Here is a 14,773-nt window from a genome sequence, read left to right as displayed (position 1 = left end):
AATAAAATACGTAAAACGAAGAATTTTATTCGCATTTGCCAATAAATAAATGAATGAAGCCTAAGCAAAATAGGCTTCTTTTTTGATAACAGGTTGCAATAAACGATGACAAATCATGACTAGTGTAATTTTAGCTAAATCAGGAAGAATGAAAGGCAGAACAGTCCATCCGATAGAGTCAGTCCAACTGGCACCTAAAACTAGCTTAAATACAAAACAGCCGAGAAGGAAACAGATACTTGTTCCAAGTAGGCAGGCTAGAAAAATTGTAACTGGTGAGGAGTCTGATTTAGTGAGGGCAGAAGTGATGATAGTGTAGAGTAGAAACCCCCATAGAAAGCCAGATGTCGGTCCTGTGAGTACAGCAAAGCCACCAGAAAAACCAGCAAAAACAGGTAAACCGATAGCGCCAAGAACTAGATATAAGCTGACACTTGTAATTGCCTCCTTGGGTTTGTATAGAGAAGCTACTAAGCCGATAGCTAGGGTTTGTAATGTAAATGGTACAGGTCCGATAGACAGACTGATTTGTGAAAGGGTGGAAATTAAGGCTGTTCCAATAGCGATATAAACAAGTGATTTGATAGAAGTTGTTTTCATTTGTTATCCTCTTAAAATTTTATGGTTAACAAAAATTATAGTGAGATTGGATAAGAAAGTCAATGCTCTTTCATCGGCTGTAACAACTCTATAGGTGATTTTTATAACAGCTAATAAGAAACTTATATAGTAAAAAGCAATAAATTATATGCAAAACAACCTATACCTATGCTAGAATAATAAAAAAAGAAAGTGAGAATGTCTATGACAGAATTACTTGATATTTACCGTACTCTTAAATCTAAAACTTGGGTAGACTTGACTCACCAAATCAATGAAAAGAGCCCGTATTTCCCTGCGCTACCAGCTCTCGAAAAGAAAGCCCTATTTACTCATAAGGATGGCTTCTTTGTCGAACAATTTACGGTTGTGGGGCAGTACGGAACCCATATTGATCCTCCGATTCATTTTGTAGAAGGGGCTCGTTATCTTGATGAGATTGATTTGAAAGATTTACTCCTGCCACTCTACGTTATTGATAAATCAGCTGTTGTTATAGAAAATAATGACTATGAGATAACTAAGCAGGATATTTTAGACTTTGAGGCTGAATATGGTCCGATAGCGCCAAAATCTTTTGTTGCCTTTCGTTCGGATTGGTCAAAGCGCTGGCCCAGTCAAGATGCCATTCGTAATCTAGACGAAGATGGAGTTCAACGTACACCAGGATGGAGTCATGAAGCTCTAGAATATTTGATTGAAGAACGTCAGGTGAAAACAGTTGGTCATGAAACGTTGGATACCGATTTAGGAGTATCTGCAGCCAAACACGGAGGAAGTTTATCAGAAGAATACTATCTCCTATCAAAAGATATTTATCAGTTGGAAGTATTGGCAAACTTGAATCAGGTACCACCAACAGGTGCATTGATTTCAATCGCTTTTCCTCATTGGGAGAAGGCTTCGGGTTCACCAGTGCGAGCAATTGCTATATTACCATAAGAAAAAGTCCAGACAGTGCTGACCTTCATGTCTGGACTTTTTCAATTGAGTTAACGCATAGTAACAAATTCTTCAGAACCTGTCGGATGGATGGCGACAACGGCATCAAATTCTTCTTTTGTAGCTCCCATTTTGATAGCAACTGAGAATCCTTGAATCATTTCATCGACACCATAGCCAATGCCGTGCAGTCCAACGACTTTTTCATTTTCTCCTACAGTTACTAATTTAAACTTAGCCATTTGGCGATTGTTTTCTAGGGCAGTGTACATAGAAGTAAAGGCTGAAGTATAGACTTTTACATTGTCCTGACCGTATTGGGCAATCGCTTCGTCCTCAGTTAGACCAACGGTTCCGATAGCGGGGTGAGAAAAGACGACGGTTGGGATGGTTGTGTAATCCATTTTTGCGGTTGGTTTATTGTTAAATAGACGTTCTGCCAAAAGGCGACCTGCCTTGATTGCAACGGGTGTTAATTCTTTTTCACCAGTCACATCACCGAGGGCAAAGATGCCTGGTACAGCTGTTTCTTGGTATTCATTGACAGAAATATGTCCTGAAGAAGTAAGTTGAACACTAGTTGCTTTCAGGTTGAGTTTGTCAATATTTGGTTTACGTCCAATTGCCCAAAGGACCTTCTGAGCAATATGGTTACTACCGTCAGCAAAGTTAATCTGGATTTGTCCATCATCAGTTTTTTCAAGACTGACAGGAGTTTTCCCGGTATGGAGTGGAAGGTTGGTACGTTGCATTTCTTCCATCAAGGCATCAACAATGTAGGTATCAAAGCTACGAAGAGGGCGATTACCACGAACAAATAGGTCAGTTTGGACACCGAGTCCATGTAGGAGACCGGCCATTTCCACAGCGATATAACCAGCACCAATCACAGCCACAGAAGAAGGTAATTCTTCCCATGCAAAGACATCGTCAGATACAATCCCTAGCTCACTACCAGGAATAGCAGGGACTACCGGTTTGGCGCCAGTTGCGATGACAATGTGTTTTGCACGAATCAGTTCACCATTGACTTCAACCGTTTGATTATCCACAAAACGTGCGAAACCCTGGATAACTTCTACTCCGTTATTGTTAAAAGTATTACCGTAGGATGCGCGTGAACGCTCAATATAGGCTTCGCGATTTTTACGCAAGGTGGCAAAATCAAATTTTACATCCTGGCTGGTAAAACCATACTCTGGTCCATAGTGGTGAATGGCTTCAGCCACTTGAGAACCGTACCACATGATTTTTTTGGGAACACAGCCAAGGTTAACACAGGTCCCTCCTAGATAGCTTCCCTCAATAACTGCTGCCTTGGCACCGTATATAGCAGCTCGGTTCATGGTAGCGATGCCTCCGCTCCCACCTCCGATAGCGATAATATCAAACACTTTCATAATTTCCTCCAATAAAATCATTAACTATATTCATTGTAACGCTTTTTTGTGTGTCAATCAAAAATCCGCTACGTTACCTTACAAAAATGTAAGTGGGAAAATTGCCGAACTTTTTATAAAATAGTTAGGAAAAAACTTGCATTTGTTCTTGTATTTGTGTATTATATAGACAACACAAATAGGTATGTTTTGTAAAGAAAAGGAGTTTGTTATGTTAAAGACAAAGAAAGCAAAAATTGCTTTGTTTGGCGGCCTTGGAGTAGTCGCAGTTGCCTTAGTAGGTGGGGCTTTGATTTTTAGCAATATGCTAACATCACCATCATCTTCAGAAGATGTAGCCATGAGTATGACCTATACTGTTGCTAAAGAAGGCTCAATTGCTTCCTCAACGCTACTTACAGGAACGATTACAGCAGCAGACGAGCAGTATGTTTACTATGATCCTTCTAAGGGAGATTTGAGTGAGGTTTTGGTTGCTCCAGGTGCTAAGGTCGAAGTAGGTACCCCTTTGATTCGCTATGATGCTACAGAATTACAGTCTGCTTTGGATACTGCTGTTCGTGGTCGTGATAAGATTGGTCGCCAAATTGCAGACTTAAGAACCAACGGTCAGACTGTTCAAACAACTGGTGATGCAGAAACAGATGCTGCAGCAACTGCTACTGCACAACGTTCAGTAGATATGCAGTTGGCAGACTTGAATGATTCATACGCAGATGCTCAAGCTGCGGTTGATAAAGCATATACAGCCTTAACAGAAGCGACAGTAACTAGTACCGTTGCTGGTACAGTTGTTGAGGTGAATAAGGCTGTTTCTAAGAATTCTACATCGAGCCAAACAGTTGTACACATTGTAAATCAAGGTAGTTTGCAAGTAACAGGTAGTTTGACAGAATACGATTTGGCTAACATTGCAGTGGATCAAGAGGTCAAGCTGACTAGCAAGGTATATCCCGATAAGACTTGGACAGGGAAAATTACCTATATTTCAAACTATCCATCTAGTGATCAAGCTGGTGCTGCTACAACAGGAACCAGTGGTTCAGGTGCTAAATATCCATTTAAGGCAGCTTTAACTAGTGAATTAGGTGAGTTGAAGCAAGGATTTTCTGTAAATATTGAGGTTGTCAATACAAGTAAAAACATTTTAATTCCGGTGTCCGCAGTTGTGCCAGAAGAAGATAAAAACTATGTGTGGACCTTGGTTGATGGGAAAGCTAAGAAAGTAGAAGTCACTCTGGGGAACGCAGATGCTTTGAATCAGGAAGTGACCGCTGGTATAGCAGCAGGAGATAAGGTTATTACCATTCCAACTCCGAATCTCGAAGATGGCAAAGAGGTTGAAGCCAATGAAGAACCAGCTTATTAGACTAACAAGTATCAATAAATCCTACAAAAATGGTGATCAAGAACTCCAAGTTTTAAAGAATATTGATTTAGAGGTGGAAGAGGGAGAATTTCTTGCCATTATGGGGCCCTCTGGTTCAGGGAAATCAACCTTGATGAACATTATTGGGCTTTTAGATCGTTCCAGTTCAGGAAACTATTGGTTGGAAGGTGAAGAAGTCAGTCAACTTTCTGAGAAAAAATTAGCTCAGGTTCGGAATGACCAAATCGGTTTCGTTTTTCAACAATTTTTCCTCTTATCGAAACTTAACGCCCTTCAAAATGTAGAATTACCCTTGATTTATGCTGGAGTTCCATCAAGCAAACGTAAGGAACTAGCTAAACAATATCTTGAAAAAGTTGAATTGGCAGAGCGGATGACGCATTTACCATCAGAATTGTCTGGTGGTCAAAAACAACGGGTAGCTATTGCACGTGCACTAGTCAATACCCCAGCTATTATTTTAGCAGATGAGCCTACAGGTGCCCTAGATACCAAGACAGGTGAGCAGATTATGCAACTTCTGACGGAGTTGAATAATGAAGGAAAGACCATTATCATGGTTACGCACGAGCCTGAGATTGCTGCCTACGCAAAACGAAAAATCGTTCTACGTGATGGAGTAATTACCGAAGATAGTCGAAGGGAGGGAGTTTAGATGGAAAATTGGAAATTCGCCCTCAAATCTATTATGGCTCATAAAATGAGATCGCTCCTTACTATGTTAGGTATCATCATTGGTGTGGCTGCAGTTGTCATTATTGTTGCCATGGGAACAGGGGTGGCCAAAAGCATAGAAAAGTCTCTAGCTGGTGATCAAAATAATGTTCAGGTTTACTTTACTGCCTTCTCCAGTTCAAGCACAGCTTTCGGTCCGTTTGGCACAGCGTCGACGGAAGAACCAATTTTAGAGGAAGAGCCGGATTTGACGGATTCTACTTTAAAAGGACTGCTAGAGATTGATGGCGTATCAAACTATTACTCCAGTATTAGCAACATAGCTGAAGTCAGATCGGGCAATAAAAAAGCAGAGAATGTCACTATTACTGGTGTTAGCCAGAATTTCTTTGCTGTGAAAGAGTATGAGATTTTAGCTGGTCGTCAGTTTACAGCTAACGACTATAGTCGTTTTTCACGTATGATTATGTTAGATACGGCACTAGCAGAGAAGTTGTTTGGTTCTATAGAGAACTCTCTCAATCAGACGATTAGTGTTAATAGCAATGCCTATCTAGTAATAGGGGTTTACAAAGATCCGAAAGCAGGGACAGCTATTTATGGAATGAATTCAGGTGGAAATGCCGTCATGACTAATACGCAGCTGGCTGCTGAAACAGGCATGAAAGAAAATTCTCAAATCTTTGTCCATGTTGAAGATGTTACACGGGCAACAGAAGTTGGTCAGGCTGCTGCAGATTACTTGACTAAAGCGACTGGATTGAAAGAAGCGAGATACGAGATTTATGATATGTCAGCCATGTTGGAGGAGTTTAAATCTCAAATGTCTGGCGTTACCTTGTTTATCGGTGCTGTTGCAGGTATCTCCTTGCTAGTTGGTGGTATCGGTGTCATGAATATCATGCTGGTATCAGTAACTGAGCGGACTCGTGAAATCGGTCTTCGAAAAGCGCTTGGAGCAACTAGAGGAAATATCTTGGTTCAATTCTTGATAGAAGCGATGGTCTTGACAACTCTTGGTGGAGCAATTGGTCTCGCAATCGCTCAGACAATAGTGTTCTTGCTCAATGTGAGCAAGGCGTTGGGCGAAAGAATAGCTGCTGAAATTTCAATTCCTGTTGTGTTAGGTAGTCTGGCTTTCTCAGCAGTAGTTGGTATTGTGTTTGGTGTACTACCTGCAAACAAAGCATCTAAGCTTAATCCAATTGAAGCTTTGCGCTATGAATAATCAATCTATTGAAACGATTAGGTTTTTCCTAGTCGTTTTATTTTCTGAGCAAATCAATTGATTTTGTCACTAATTAGAGATAAAATAAACGCATCAATTAAGAAAATAGTGATTTCAAAGGAGAATACATCATGGTAGAATTAGGTATTTCAACATTTGGAGAAACAACTCCACTAGAAAAAACAGGGGAAACTTACAGCCACGACGAGCGGATCCGTCAGCTAGTCAAAGAAATCGAACTAGCTGATGCGGTGGGGCTTGATGTATATGGGATTGGGGAGCATCACCGAGAAGATTTTGCGGTTTCTGCACCTGAGATTGTGCTGGCAGCTGTGCCGTCAATACCAAGCATATCAAGTTAACATCAGCAGTTTCAATCCTTTCCTCCATGGACCCTGTACGACTTTATCAGCAGTACACCACCATTGATGCTTTGTCAAATGGCAGAGCGGAAATCATGGCGGGTCGTGGTTCCTTTACGGAGTCATTCCCCTTGTTTGGCTATGATCTCCGTGACTATGAAGAACTCTTCGATGAAAAGCTAGATATGCTTCTGGAAATCGACAAGGAAACCAATCTCAAGTGGGATGGACATTTTACCCAGTCAGTCGATAATAAGCCAGTCTATCCACGTCCTGTTCAGGAAGACTTTCCCATTTGGGTGGCAACTGGGGGCAATGTAGAATCCACCATCAAGATTGCTAAGAAAGGCTTGCCAATCGTTTATGCTGTCATTGGTGCAGGTGCCCATCGCTTTAAACTTTTAGTCGATGCTTATCGCAAGGTTGCCCGCAACTCAGGTCATGATCCAAAGAAAACGAAAGTTGCAGCCCATTCTTGGGGTTGGATTGCAGACGACCATGACAAGGCTGTGGAAGAATACTATCATCCAACTAAAGTAATTACGGACAATATTGCCAAAGACCGCCCACATTGGAGCGAGATGACCAAGGCGCAATATCTCTACTCTCTGACAGACGAAGGAGCAACCATCGTCGGAGATCCAAAACGAGTCGCTGAAAAAATTATCAAGACTATTGAAACACTTGACTTGGACCGTTTCTTCCTCCATCTCCCAATCGGCTCAATGTCACATGAAGATGTCCTCCGTGCTATCGAACTCTACGGAAAAGAAGTCGCGCCAATTGTCCGAGATTATTTTGCAAAAAAAGAAGAGAATCATTCCCAAGACTGATGAGATAGTTGATAGGATGAGTTATACTATAGTTAATCCTAAATATTTTTCATAATCTCCTGAAAAGCTTGGTCAGTTGGCCAGGTTTTTTGTGGTGTTTGATAAAAAAAGTTATATTAGACCAAAACAATATTTCATAGTGAAAATATTTAGTAAAGTGTATTGTAACGAGTGCCATCCGCCTTCAGTTGAATATTTTTGGTGGAGGAGAATACAGACCTGATCTTCTTTAAATGAGTTTTATTAATCGGAAAGTATTAACGATAATTTAAATAATCAAAATTGGAACTCAGAAGTCCCGTTTTATTTTTGACTTTTTTATGAAAACGGTATAATTTAAATATAAATTGTACAGGAGTAACACAAGATGGATTCTAATTTTAAAGAAAAAAATATAGTAGCAACTACCCTTGAAAAAAGAATGGTACATGATCAAACATTTTTTGATTATATTAGATTGATGTCTAAATCTAAATTGAACCGAAACGGTGATGAAGGAGTAAAAACAAAAGAATTAGCAGAACGAGTTGGTATAAATTATGAGATGTTTAGAAAAATTCTAAATAAAACTAAACCTAATCAACCCAGAGATTGTGTTATTGCTATTTGTGCAGCACTATTTTTGTCGGAATCTGAAACTAATAAAGCTTTATTTTATTATGATGATTTACCCAGGCTTGATGATACTATGGGCTGTAGAGATTACTACATTATTCGTACTCTTGAGGGAAATATCGGAAGAGAATATGATGTTGAGTACATTGATAAAGGAGTTGATGAAGTAAATAATATTTTAACAAACAATGGATTTAATAAATTGAGACTTTCGAATAAAGATAAAGGCAAGGAGGGTATTATTGATACTAGCAATCAAAAAACAGTAAACATTATTGAGGTAAGTACAGATATTAGCTCAATAAGATATGATTACTTTTCTTCGCTTTGTGATACCTATCATCCATATCAATATCAAGCTAGAACAGATATGTACATTCAGGATATAAATAATGAGAGATATATTCTTAGAGTAGATAACTTAAGAAATGGTTTTCAAATTAGAAGTAAAGCAAAACCATATTTTGAAATATTAGATGAAGCAGATGATAAATTTATTTCTCTTTTGAATGGCTTAACAGACGCTAATTTAAGAGCACTTAGAAACTGTTATGAGACTATATATGATACGAGAAATTGTTACACGAGGGAAAGTGCTGTTTATAGAGATGGAAGAATAGTACTTTTTGCAGAAACTTTCAATTATAGTCAACCAGAAAAAAATGAATACTTTTATGCGACGATTATTGATGGTGAATTTAATTTTGCTATTTCTAAAAAAAGTCAATTTATGAAAGACTACTTATCATCTGAAGACTTTAAAGAATATTTTCCGCACAAGCAGTTGAAAAAAGATTTTGAAATCCATTCTATAAAAACTGTTGAAGAAATTAAAGAGTACTGCAGAGAAAAGTATAATAATAACCCCTACGAAAAGTTCACTTACATTAATTACTTTCAATCACTCGAACAATCTTTAATTAAACTTTGGGAAGGTTTGAAAAATAGGAACAACTTTATCCGTAATTTTGATGATTATTTTGAGCCATATGAAACGTGGAAAATATACGAACATTACAATCTGCTTGAAGAATTTGATTGTATTGAAAAAGAAGAAATTTGGCCAGTTTATAAAGAATATAATCCATTTGATGAAAAATATGGGGTTGATGATGGTAAAGCAGTTGGTGATTTATTGGGGTATAGTGGTGAGAAGTGGATTGAACCGCAAAAGGAAACAGCCGAATTTGATTTTAATGGGCAAAGTATAAAGATAACATATGATGATTTGAAGTTTTCCTTTGAATTAGGGATTGATAAAGTTGAGGAGATTTTGAATTTAAAAATGAAATATCCTAATTTAACAAAGTTCTTTGAAAAAAATTATGAATAAATTTAAAACGGGACTAAAAAGTCCCGTTTTAAATTGTCTTGTGCTTTTCAAAGTTGTAAAATGAGTTTACAAAATACAGGAAGGTGATTACGATGACTAATAAAGAATATGTACAGACTTTATTAACCACAAATGATATTATTTACATTGACACGTCATCCTTGATGAATGTTACAGCATTTGAAAATTTTATAGAGAATTATTTTGAAATATTTATGGAACATTCCAAACAAATCATAGTCACTCGTGAGGTGTGCCTAGAGATTGTAAAACATTTAAGTTCACAAAATGTGGGAAAACAAGATATAGCTAAGAGAGTTATTGCAATATTTAATGAGTATGAAAATATATTCATTTTTGAAGATGAGAATTTAAATGATGTTGAAGCTAATATTGCTTTTGCTGACTCAGAATTACTGTCAAGAATGACTAGAGACAGATCCAATTTTCGTCAATTACTTATTACAAATGACAAAAACTTAAGTATCGATGCATATAACTTAAATTCATTAAATTCATGTAAGGGACAAAGAATTATGGTTTGCTATATCAACAAAAATGGTAAGTTAAATAAAGGTGATACTGGAAATATGGAGCGATTATCTAATGAAAAAAACATGTCTGAAGTACATATGGAAGTAAGCACTGAAGAAAAGAAAGAATTAGCACCCAAGGAGAGGGAAAAGGGATTGAAATATTTTTTCTATGGCTTTTGTCTGCTTTTAACTGGATATGGTCTAGGAAAGATTTCTAAATAAGGTTTACAAAAAGGAGTTCGCTATGAAAACTGAACTTATTGATTTCTTAAAAACAAATGATGCTAAATTTTATGCTATTTTACTAGCAGGAATAACAATTTTCTATGGCTACAGAGGATTAGTAGTCGAATATGAAGGAGTTAAAGTAGAGCTTGGTACAAATAATCCCAATCAATTATGTATTTAATTTTCTAGTGGACAGTTGTCCACTTTGTTTTCTTTTGTTTTGAATTACGATATAATAATAGTAAAATTCAAAGGTTATAGGGGGCTATGAAATTGTTAAACAAGCTAATCGGAAAATTTAAAAGTAATACCTCTGGGAAAAAAATTCTCAAAGGGATTATTAGTCTAGCTCAAGCAGTTGTCTTCTTTATAACTATAGGTACATTTTGGTGGGACATTGAAACAAATATTGATAGTGGTGATAAGCAAAGGTTGAATAATCTAGTCAGTAATATCTATCAATACAGAGAAAACCAAGATATGCTATTATATTATTTTAATAGAGCAAATGCAAATAAATCTGATTTTGAAAAAACAGATGAAGTAACTAGAAAAACTGAAAACAATTATTTATATTATGAAATTTTTCGTAATATAAATGAGTCAAATAAATATAAGAATAATCTCATTGATGCCAGAAACTCTCATGATATTTATCTAAGTAAAGTTGGTCCTGACTCAAAGGTGGGAGAAATCATAGATGAATATATCACAATTGAAGAATTGCATGGTGAGATTGAAAATTATATGGAATATGAGGCTGAATTAATAAATAGCCTTAGCATTATTAATTGGATAAAATCTATATTTTAATTTATGTTCCAAAATATTTGTCTTTTTCAGAAAATCAGAATTGAGAGTATATTTCTATTGTCAGTTTTCTTTTACCAAAATGTAAAATCCCTTAAATTCTTCTGTATAGACCAAAAGTGCTCTTGGCGTGAACCAAGAGCATTTATTTTGTCAGTCATTCGCCAAGAAACTGGAGAGCGATTGGAACATCCTAGTGAAAACAATCCTAGCAAGCTACTCTTGCTTACTTCATAGTCGGAAATAGGAGTACATCCCGAATAGTAGTGGTATCTGTCAAGAGCATGCAGAGGCGGTCGATACCGATTCCCAGTCCACCTGTTGGTGGCATACCGTATTCGAGGGCTTCGATGTAGTCGTAGTCAACGCCTGTTGCTTCGTCGTCACCGAGCTCTTTAGCTTTGGCTTGGGCTTCGAAGCGTTCCAATTGATCGATTGGGTCGTTCAATTCTGTAAAGGCGTTTCCGTATTCCTTGGTCATGATGAAGAGCTCGAAGCGGTCTGTGAAGCGTGGGTCTTCATCGTTTTTTTTAGCCAGTGGAGATACGGCTACTGGGTGACCATAGACAAAGGTTGGTTGGATAAGGGTTGCTTCAACGTATTCTTCAAAGAAGCTGTTGATGATTTGACCAACTTCTGTATGGTGTTTTTCCACAGGGACTTTATGCTCAGCTGCAAGGGCTTTTGCTTCCTCGAAGCTCATCTCTTGCCAGAAGTCCACGCCAGTTTGTTCCTTAATAGCATCAACCATGTGGATACGCTTGAATGGCTCATGGATAGCAATTTCAGTGCCCTGATAAGTCACAGGACCATCACCGACAACAGCCTTGGCAGTGTGCTGGATAATACCTTCGGTCAAGTCCATGATGTCTTGATAGTCTGCATAAGCTTGGTAAACCTCAATGGAAGTGAACTCAGGGTTGTGGGTCGCATCCATACCTTCGTTGCGGAAGATACGGCCGATTTCATAAACGCGTTCCATACCGCCGACAATCAGGCGTTTGAGGTGGAGTTCTGTCGCGATACGAAGCACCATGTCAATGTTTTGGGCATTGTGGTGGGTAATGAATGGACGAGCTGCAGCACCACCAGCTTCGTTGTGAAGAACTGGTGTTTCCACTTCCAAGAAACCAAGTCCATCAAGGTAACGGCGGATTTCTGAGATAATTCTTGAGCGGGTCACAAAGCGATCAAAGCTCTCGCGGTTGGTAATCAAGTCCAAATAACGTTTGCGGTAGCGGGTCTCGATGTCTGTCAAACCGTGGAATTTTTCTGGCAATGGGCGGAGCGCTTTAGAAAGGTGAGTCAACTTGCGAGCATGGATAGACAACTCACCAACGTTTGTCTTGAAGACATCTCCCTCGACACCGATAAAGTCACCAAGGTCTGCTTTTTTGAAGATTTCATAATTTTCTTCGCCAACATCATCCTTACGAACGTAGATTTGAATCTGGCCTTCGCGGTCTTGAATGTGAGCAAAACCTGCCTTACCCTTACCACGCTTGGTCATAATACGACCTGCAATGATTGCTGTTTGCCCTAATTCTTCCAAGTCTTCTTTTGATTTGTCTTCGTACTGGGCCTTCAATTCAGCTGAATTTGCAGAACGCTCAAAACGTTTTCCAAATGGGTCAATACCCTGTTCAGCAAGAGCCGTCATTTTCTCACGACGGACAATCTGTTGGTCATTTAATTCTTCAAAATGTTCAGTTGACATAAAAATTTTATTCCTCCAAAGTCTGTTATTTCTATTTTATCATAGAAGAGAGAAAAAATCAGTATAAATTGCTAATAGGATAGGAAAAAACAGCAGAAAATTCTACTGTTTTGCTTTATAGCTGGTATCATTCCAAGCTAATTCTGTAAAGTTTTCGAAATCGCTTGTTTCTAAAATAGTAACCGATGCATTATCCAAACCACCTCGGTGACGTAGTTGGGCTGGTGGAAAACCAAGCAGGCGATGGATAGAAGCGGTTAGAAAGGCACCATGGCTGACGATGAGGACTGTTTCCAGGTTTTCTTCTTGAAGAGACTGGATAAAATCGACCATTCTCTGTGTGACCTGATGGACAGATTCGGCATCAAAGACATCGTGTTTAAATCGTGCTAGATTATGTTTGAGTGCCCAAGCTTGTTTGGGGTAGATGGCACGAAAAATTGCCATCTTGCTTCCTTCTAGCGTTCCAAAATTCCATTCACGTAATTGTTGCGTGGTTAGAACGGTTTGGCAATGGTGATTGGCTTTAGCAATTTCTACGGCAGTGCTATGTGCGCGCTGCAAATCACTAGAATAAATAGCATCAAAGGGGATTTCAGCAAGGTATTTGCCTAGTTTTTCTAAATCCTGATAAGATTCAGGCAAAAGAGCTGAATCACCAGAATAGCCTTGAAAGCGTCCCTCCAAATTCCATTCGGTCTTACCGTGACGGACAAAGTAGATTTTCAAGTCTAGTCCCTCCCCTCAATCAGATCGGCAAAGTCAGCTTTTACAAAATCAGCTAATACCTGACTGTCAATTCGAATCGACCGACCAATTTCTCCAGCAGAAACAATTAAGTGACCGAGTTCAAGGGCAGATTGATCAATGTAGATTGGGAAATTATGCTTCTGACGAATGCCCACGGGATTATTGGCACCGTGGACGTAGCCAGTTGTCTTTTCCAAGTCCTTTTGCGGAATCATACTCACTTTTTTATTGCCAGAGATCTTGGCTAATTTTTTCTCAGACAGGTGTTCTGTGATTGGGACAATGCCGATAATTGGTCCAGTTTTATCTCCAGTTAATGCCAGTGTTTTGTAAATTTCGTGTTCTTCAATTCCTGGTGGAAGTTGACCTTCGAAGGCATTTAAAACAAGGCTATCATGATCGATCTTAGCCTTGTCCAATATTTGGTCCACCAAGGTTTTCTTTATTTTAACCTTTTTTGCCATTATTTATATTTTTCCTCAAGTTTACTCATCCAAAGCCCTAACCATGCTCCTAGTATAAATAGGACAATAGCAGCAATCCATGTAACAAAGTTCGCTCCAGCATAGGAAATAGACTCTTTATTACTTGCTTGTGGAATCAAAATTAGGAGAGTAGAAGATGAGACGATACCAATAATAAAGTGATAAACACGTGAATGGTATATTTTCAGAGCGTGGTCCATTGCTTTTGAAAATGCAACCATTGCAAGAACGCCACCGATTGCGATTGGTAGGAAGGTACCGAATAGATCAAGTGATTTGAAACCATTTAGCATTGGCGTGTAGATACCCAAAATCAATAGTAAGTTTGAAGGGCTGAGTCCAGGAACAAGTACCCCTAAAGCAATCAAGGCACCTGCCAATACAAAACTAGCAAAAGTAGCTGGAAGTGTCCCGACAAGATCGCTCAAATTGTAAAGTAGGAGGCCAGAAATGATGAATGTCCCAATCAACCAAGCCAAATCAAGGCTATCTCGTTTGCTCTTTTGAGTTGATTCTTTAAGTAGGCTAGGAATAGTTCCCACGATTGCTCCCGCAAAGGCCCACAAAACTGGGACTTGGAAATGTTGCAATAAAAATTCTACAGGGAAAGAGAAAAGTGCGATTCCCAAAATTCCACCAATTCCTACAGGAACAAAATAAAGAAAGTTTTCCTTGAAATCTTTTCGAATATTTGCTAAAAATCCAATTAGTCGCTCATAGATTCCGAGGATAGCAGCGAGTACCCCCCCAGAGACACCAGGTAAGATAAAGCCGAGTGCGATAATCATACCTTTAATAATTCTTGAAATCCAAGAAGCCATAATTTCCTCCAAAATGTATTATAACGTTCCTATTATAGCATAAAGCAA

The 14,773-nt window shown here is 38.5% G+C and carries 14 protein-coding genes and 1 pseudogene; 9 read left to right on the top strand and 6 right to left on the bottom strand.

The genetic code is table 11. The annotated features are described in order from the left end of the window. Window positions 1-60 precede the first annotated feature (60 nt). On the bottom strand, window positions 61-600 hold the full coding sequence (locus ODU50_RS06950; RefSeq protein ID WP_024411794.1) for a biotin transporter BioY: 540 nt from the start codon (window positions 598-600) through the stop codon (window positions 61-63). Between the two features lie 204 nt (window positions 601-804). Here ODU50_RS06950 and ODU50_RS06945 point away from each other — a divergent pair, with 204 nt between their 5' ends. Further along, window positions 805-1,542 (top strand): cyclase family protein, encoded by a 738-nt coding sequence (locus ODU50_RS06945; RefSeq protein WP_024399542.1) that lies wholly within the window; start codon window positions 805-807, stop codon window positions 1,540-1,542. 50 nt (window positions 1,543-1,592) lie between these two features. On the opposite strand, the gene gorA is transcribed toward ODU50_RS06945, so the two are convergent. Continuing rightward, entirely contained in the window at window positions 1,593-2,942 is a 1,350-nt protein-coding gene (gene gorA, locus ODU50_RS06940) for a glutathione-disulfide reductase (protein WP_105153580.1), read from the bottom strand. A gap of 211 nt (window positions 2,943-3,153) precedes the next feature. Between gorA and ODU50_RS06935 the strand changes: the two genes are divergently transcribed. The 8 genes and pseudogenes from ODU50_RS06935 (at window position 3,154) to ODU50_RS06900 (ending at window position 10,955) form a co-directional block, all read left to right on the top strand. Then, window positions 3,154-4,311 carry an efflux RND transporter periplasmic adaptor subunit gene (locus tag ODU50_RS06935; protein ID WP_024402725.1) on the top strand — a complete coding sequence of 386 codons (1,158 nt, stop codon included), beginning with the start codon at window positions 3,154-3,156 and terminating at the stop codon, window positions 4,309-4,311. Then, window positions 4,292-4,987: an ABC transporter ATP-binding protein gene (locus tag ODU50_RS06930; RefSeq protein WP_044679028.1), complete on the top strand. Its 696-nt coding sequence runs from the start codon at window positions 4,292-4,294 to the stop codon at window positions 4,985-4,987. The genes ODU50_RS06935 and ODU50_RS06930 overlap by 20 nt, the downstream gene beginning before the upstream one ends. Beyond that, window positions 4,988-6,235 (top strand): ABC transporter permease, encoded by a 1,248-nt coding sequence (locus tag ODU50_RS06925; RefSeq protein WP_105148320.1) that lies wholly within the window; start codon window positions 4,988-4,990, stop codon window positions 6,233-6,235. It abuts the gene before it with no gap. A 131-nt stretch (window positions 6,236-6,366) separates the two neighbouring features. Beyond that, window positions 6,367-7,430, top strand: a pseudogene (locus tag ODU50_RS06920) (LLM class flavin-dependent oxidoreductase). 367 nt (window positions 7,431-7,797) lie between these two features. Next, window positions 7,798-9,378 (top strand): hypothetical protein, encoded by a 1,581-nt coding sequence (locus ODU50_RS06915; protein ID WP_398581371.1) that lies wholly within the window; start codon window positions 7,798-7,800, stop codon window positions 9,376-9,378. A gap of 92 nt (window positions 9,379-9,470) precedes the next feature. Continuing rightward, a complete protein-coding gene (locus ODU50_RS06910) occupies window positions 9,471-10,136 on the top strand; it encodes a hypothetical protein (protein WP_105153578.1) in 666 nt (221 codons plus the stop codon). 22 nt (window positions 10,137-10,158) lie between these two features. Then, window positions 10,159-10,323 carry a hypothetical protein gene (locus ODU50_RS06905; protein ID WP_161498822.1) on the top strand — a complete coding sequence of 55 codons (165 nt, stop codon included), beginning with the start codon at window positions 10,159-10,161 and terminating at the stop codon, window positions 10,321-10,323. Between the two features lie 86 nt (window positions 10,324-10,409). After that, a complete protein-coding gene (locus ODU50_RS06900) occupies window positions 10,410-10,955 on the top strand; it encodes a hypothetical protein (protein ID WP_105153577.1) in 546 nt (181 codons plus the stop codon). Window positions 10,956-11,178: 223 nt separating this feature from the next. On the opposite strand, the gene lysS is transcribed toward ODU50_RS06900, so the two are convergent. From lysS to ODU50_RS06880, 4 genes are all read right to left on the bottom strand, one after another. Continuing rightward, window positions 11,179-12,669 carry a lysine--tRNA ligase gene (gene lysS / locus ODU50_RS06895; protein ID WP_105120806.1) on the bottom strand — a complete coding sequence of 497 codons (1,491 nt, stop codon included), beginning with the start codon at window positions 12,667-12,669 and terminating at the stop codon, window positions 11,179-11,181. 102 nt (window positions 12,670-12,771) lie between these two features. Beyond that, window positions 12,772-13,398 (bottom strand): histidine phosphatase family protein, encoded by a 627-nt coding sequence (locus ODU50_RS06890; protein WP_024414784.1) that lies wholly within the window; start codon window positions 13,396-13,398, stop codon window positions 12,772-12,774. A 2-nt stretch (window positions 13,399-13,400) separates the two neighbouring features. Further along, window positions 13,401-13,883: an aminoacyl-tRNA deacylase gene (locus ODU50_RS06885; RefSeq protein ID WP_024414785.1), complete on the bottom strand. Its 483-nt coding sequence runs from the start codon at window positions 13,881-13,883 to the stop codon at window positions 13,401-13,403. Then, a complete protein-coding gene (locus tag ODU50_RS06880; RefSeq protein WP_024414786.1) occupies window positions 13,883-14,725 on the bottom strand; it encodes a DUF368 domain-containing protein in 843 nt (280 codons plus the stop codon). The genes ODU50_RS06885 and ODU50_RS06880 overlap by 1 nt, the downstream gene beginning before the upstream one ends. Window positions 14,726-14,773 lie beyond the last annotated feature (48 nt).

The organism is Streptococcus sp. 2020WUSS084, assembly GCF_044427445.1.
In the GTDB taxonomy this organism is placed as follows: Bacteria; Bacillota; Bacilli; order Lactobacillales; family Streptococcaceae; genus Streptococcus; species Streptococcus suis.
The sequence above is the reverse complement of the archived record's forward strand: the minus strand, read 5'-3'. Positions and strand labels throughout refer to the sequence as shown.

Excerpts from the sequence above, each read along its gene's own strand:
- ODU50_RS06910 (WP_105153578.1), top strand. The coding sequence starts at position 9,471 with ATGACTAATAAAGAATATGTACAGACTTTATTAACCACAAATGATATT.
- ODU50_RS06880 (WP_024414786.1), bottom strand. The coding sequence starts at position 14,725 with ATGGCTTCTTGGATTTCAAGAATTATTAAAGGTATGATTATCGCACTC.
- ODU50_RS06945 (WP_024399542.1), top strand. The coding sequence starts at position 805 with ATGACAGAATTACTTGATATTTACCGTACTCTTAAATCTAAAACTTGG.
- ODU50_RS06935 (WP_024402725.1), top strand. The coding sequence starts at position 3,154 with ATGTTAAAGACAAAGAAAGCAAAAATTGCTTTGTTTGGCGGCCTTGGA.
- ODU50_RS06930 (WP_044679028.1), top strand. The coding sequence starts at position 4,292 with ATGAAGAACCAGCTTATTAGACTAACAAGTATCAATAAATCCTACAAA.
- ODU50_RS06950 (WP_024411794.1), bottom strand. The coding sequence starts at position 600 with ATGAAAACAACTTCTATCAAATCACTTGTTTATATCGCTATTGGAACA.
- ODU50_RS06900 (WP_105153577.1), top strand. The coding sequence starts at position 10,410 with ATGAAATTGTTAAACAAGCTAATCGGAAAATTTAAAAGTAATACCTCT.
- ODU50_RS06925 (WP_105148320.1), top strand. The coding sequence starts at position 4,988 with ATGGAAAATTGGAAATTCGCCCTCAAATCTATTATGGCTCATAAAATG.
- lysS (WP_105120806.1), bottom strand. The coding sequence starts at position 12,669 with ATGTCAACTGAACATTTTGAAGAATTAAATGACCAACAGATTGTCCGT.
- gorA (WP_105153580.1), bottom strand. The coding sequence starts at position 2,942 with ATGAAAGTGTTTGATATTATCGCTATCGGAGGTGGGAGCGGAGGCATC.
- ODU50_RS06905 (WP_161498822.1), top strand. The coding sequence starts at position 10,159 with ATGAAAACTGAACTTATTGATTTCTTAAAAACAAATGATGCTAAATTT.
- ODU50_RS06915 (WP_398581371.1), top strand. The coding sequence starts at position 7,798 with ATGGATTCTAATTTTAAAGAAAAAAATATAGTAGCAACTACCCTTGAA.
- ODU50_RS06885 (WP_024414785.1), bottom strand. The coding sequence starts at position 13,883 with ATGGCAAAAAAGGTTAAAATAAAGAAAACCTTGGTGGACCAAATATTG.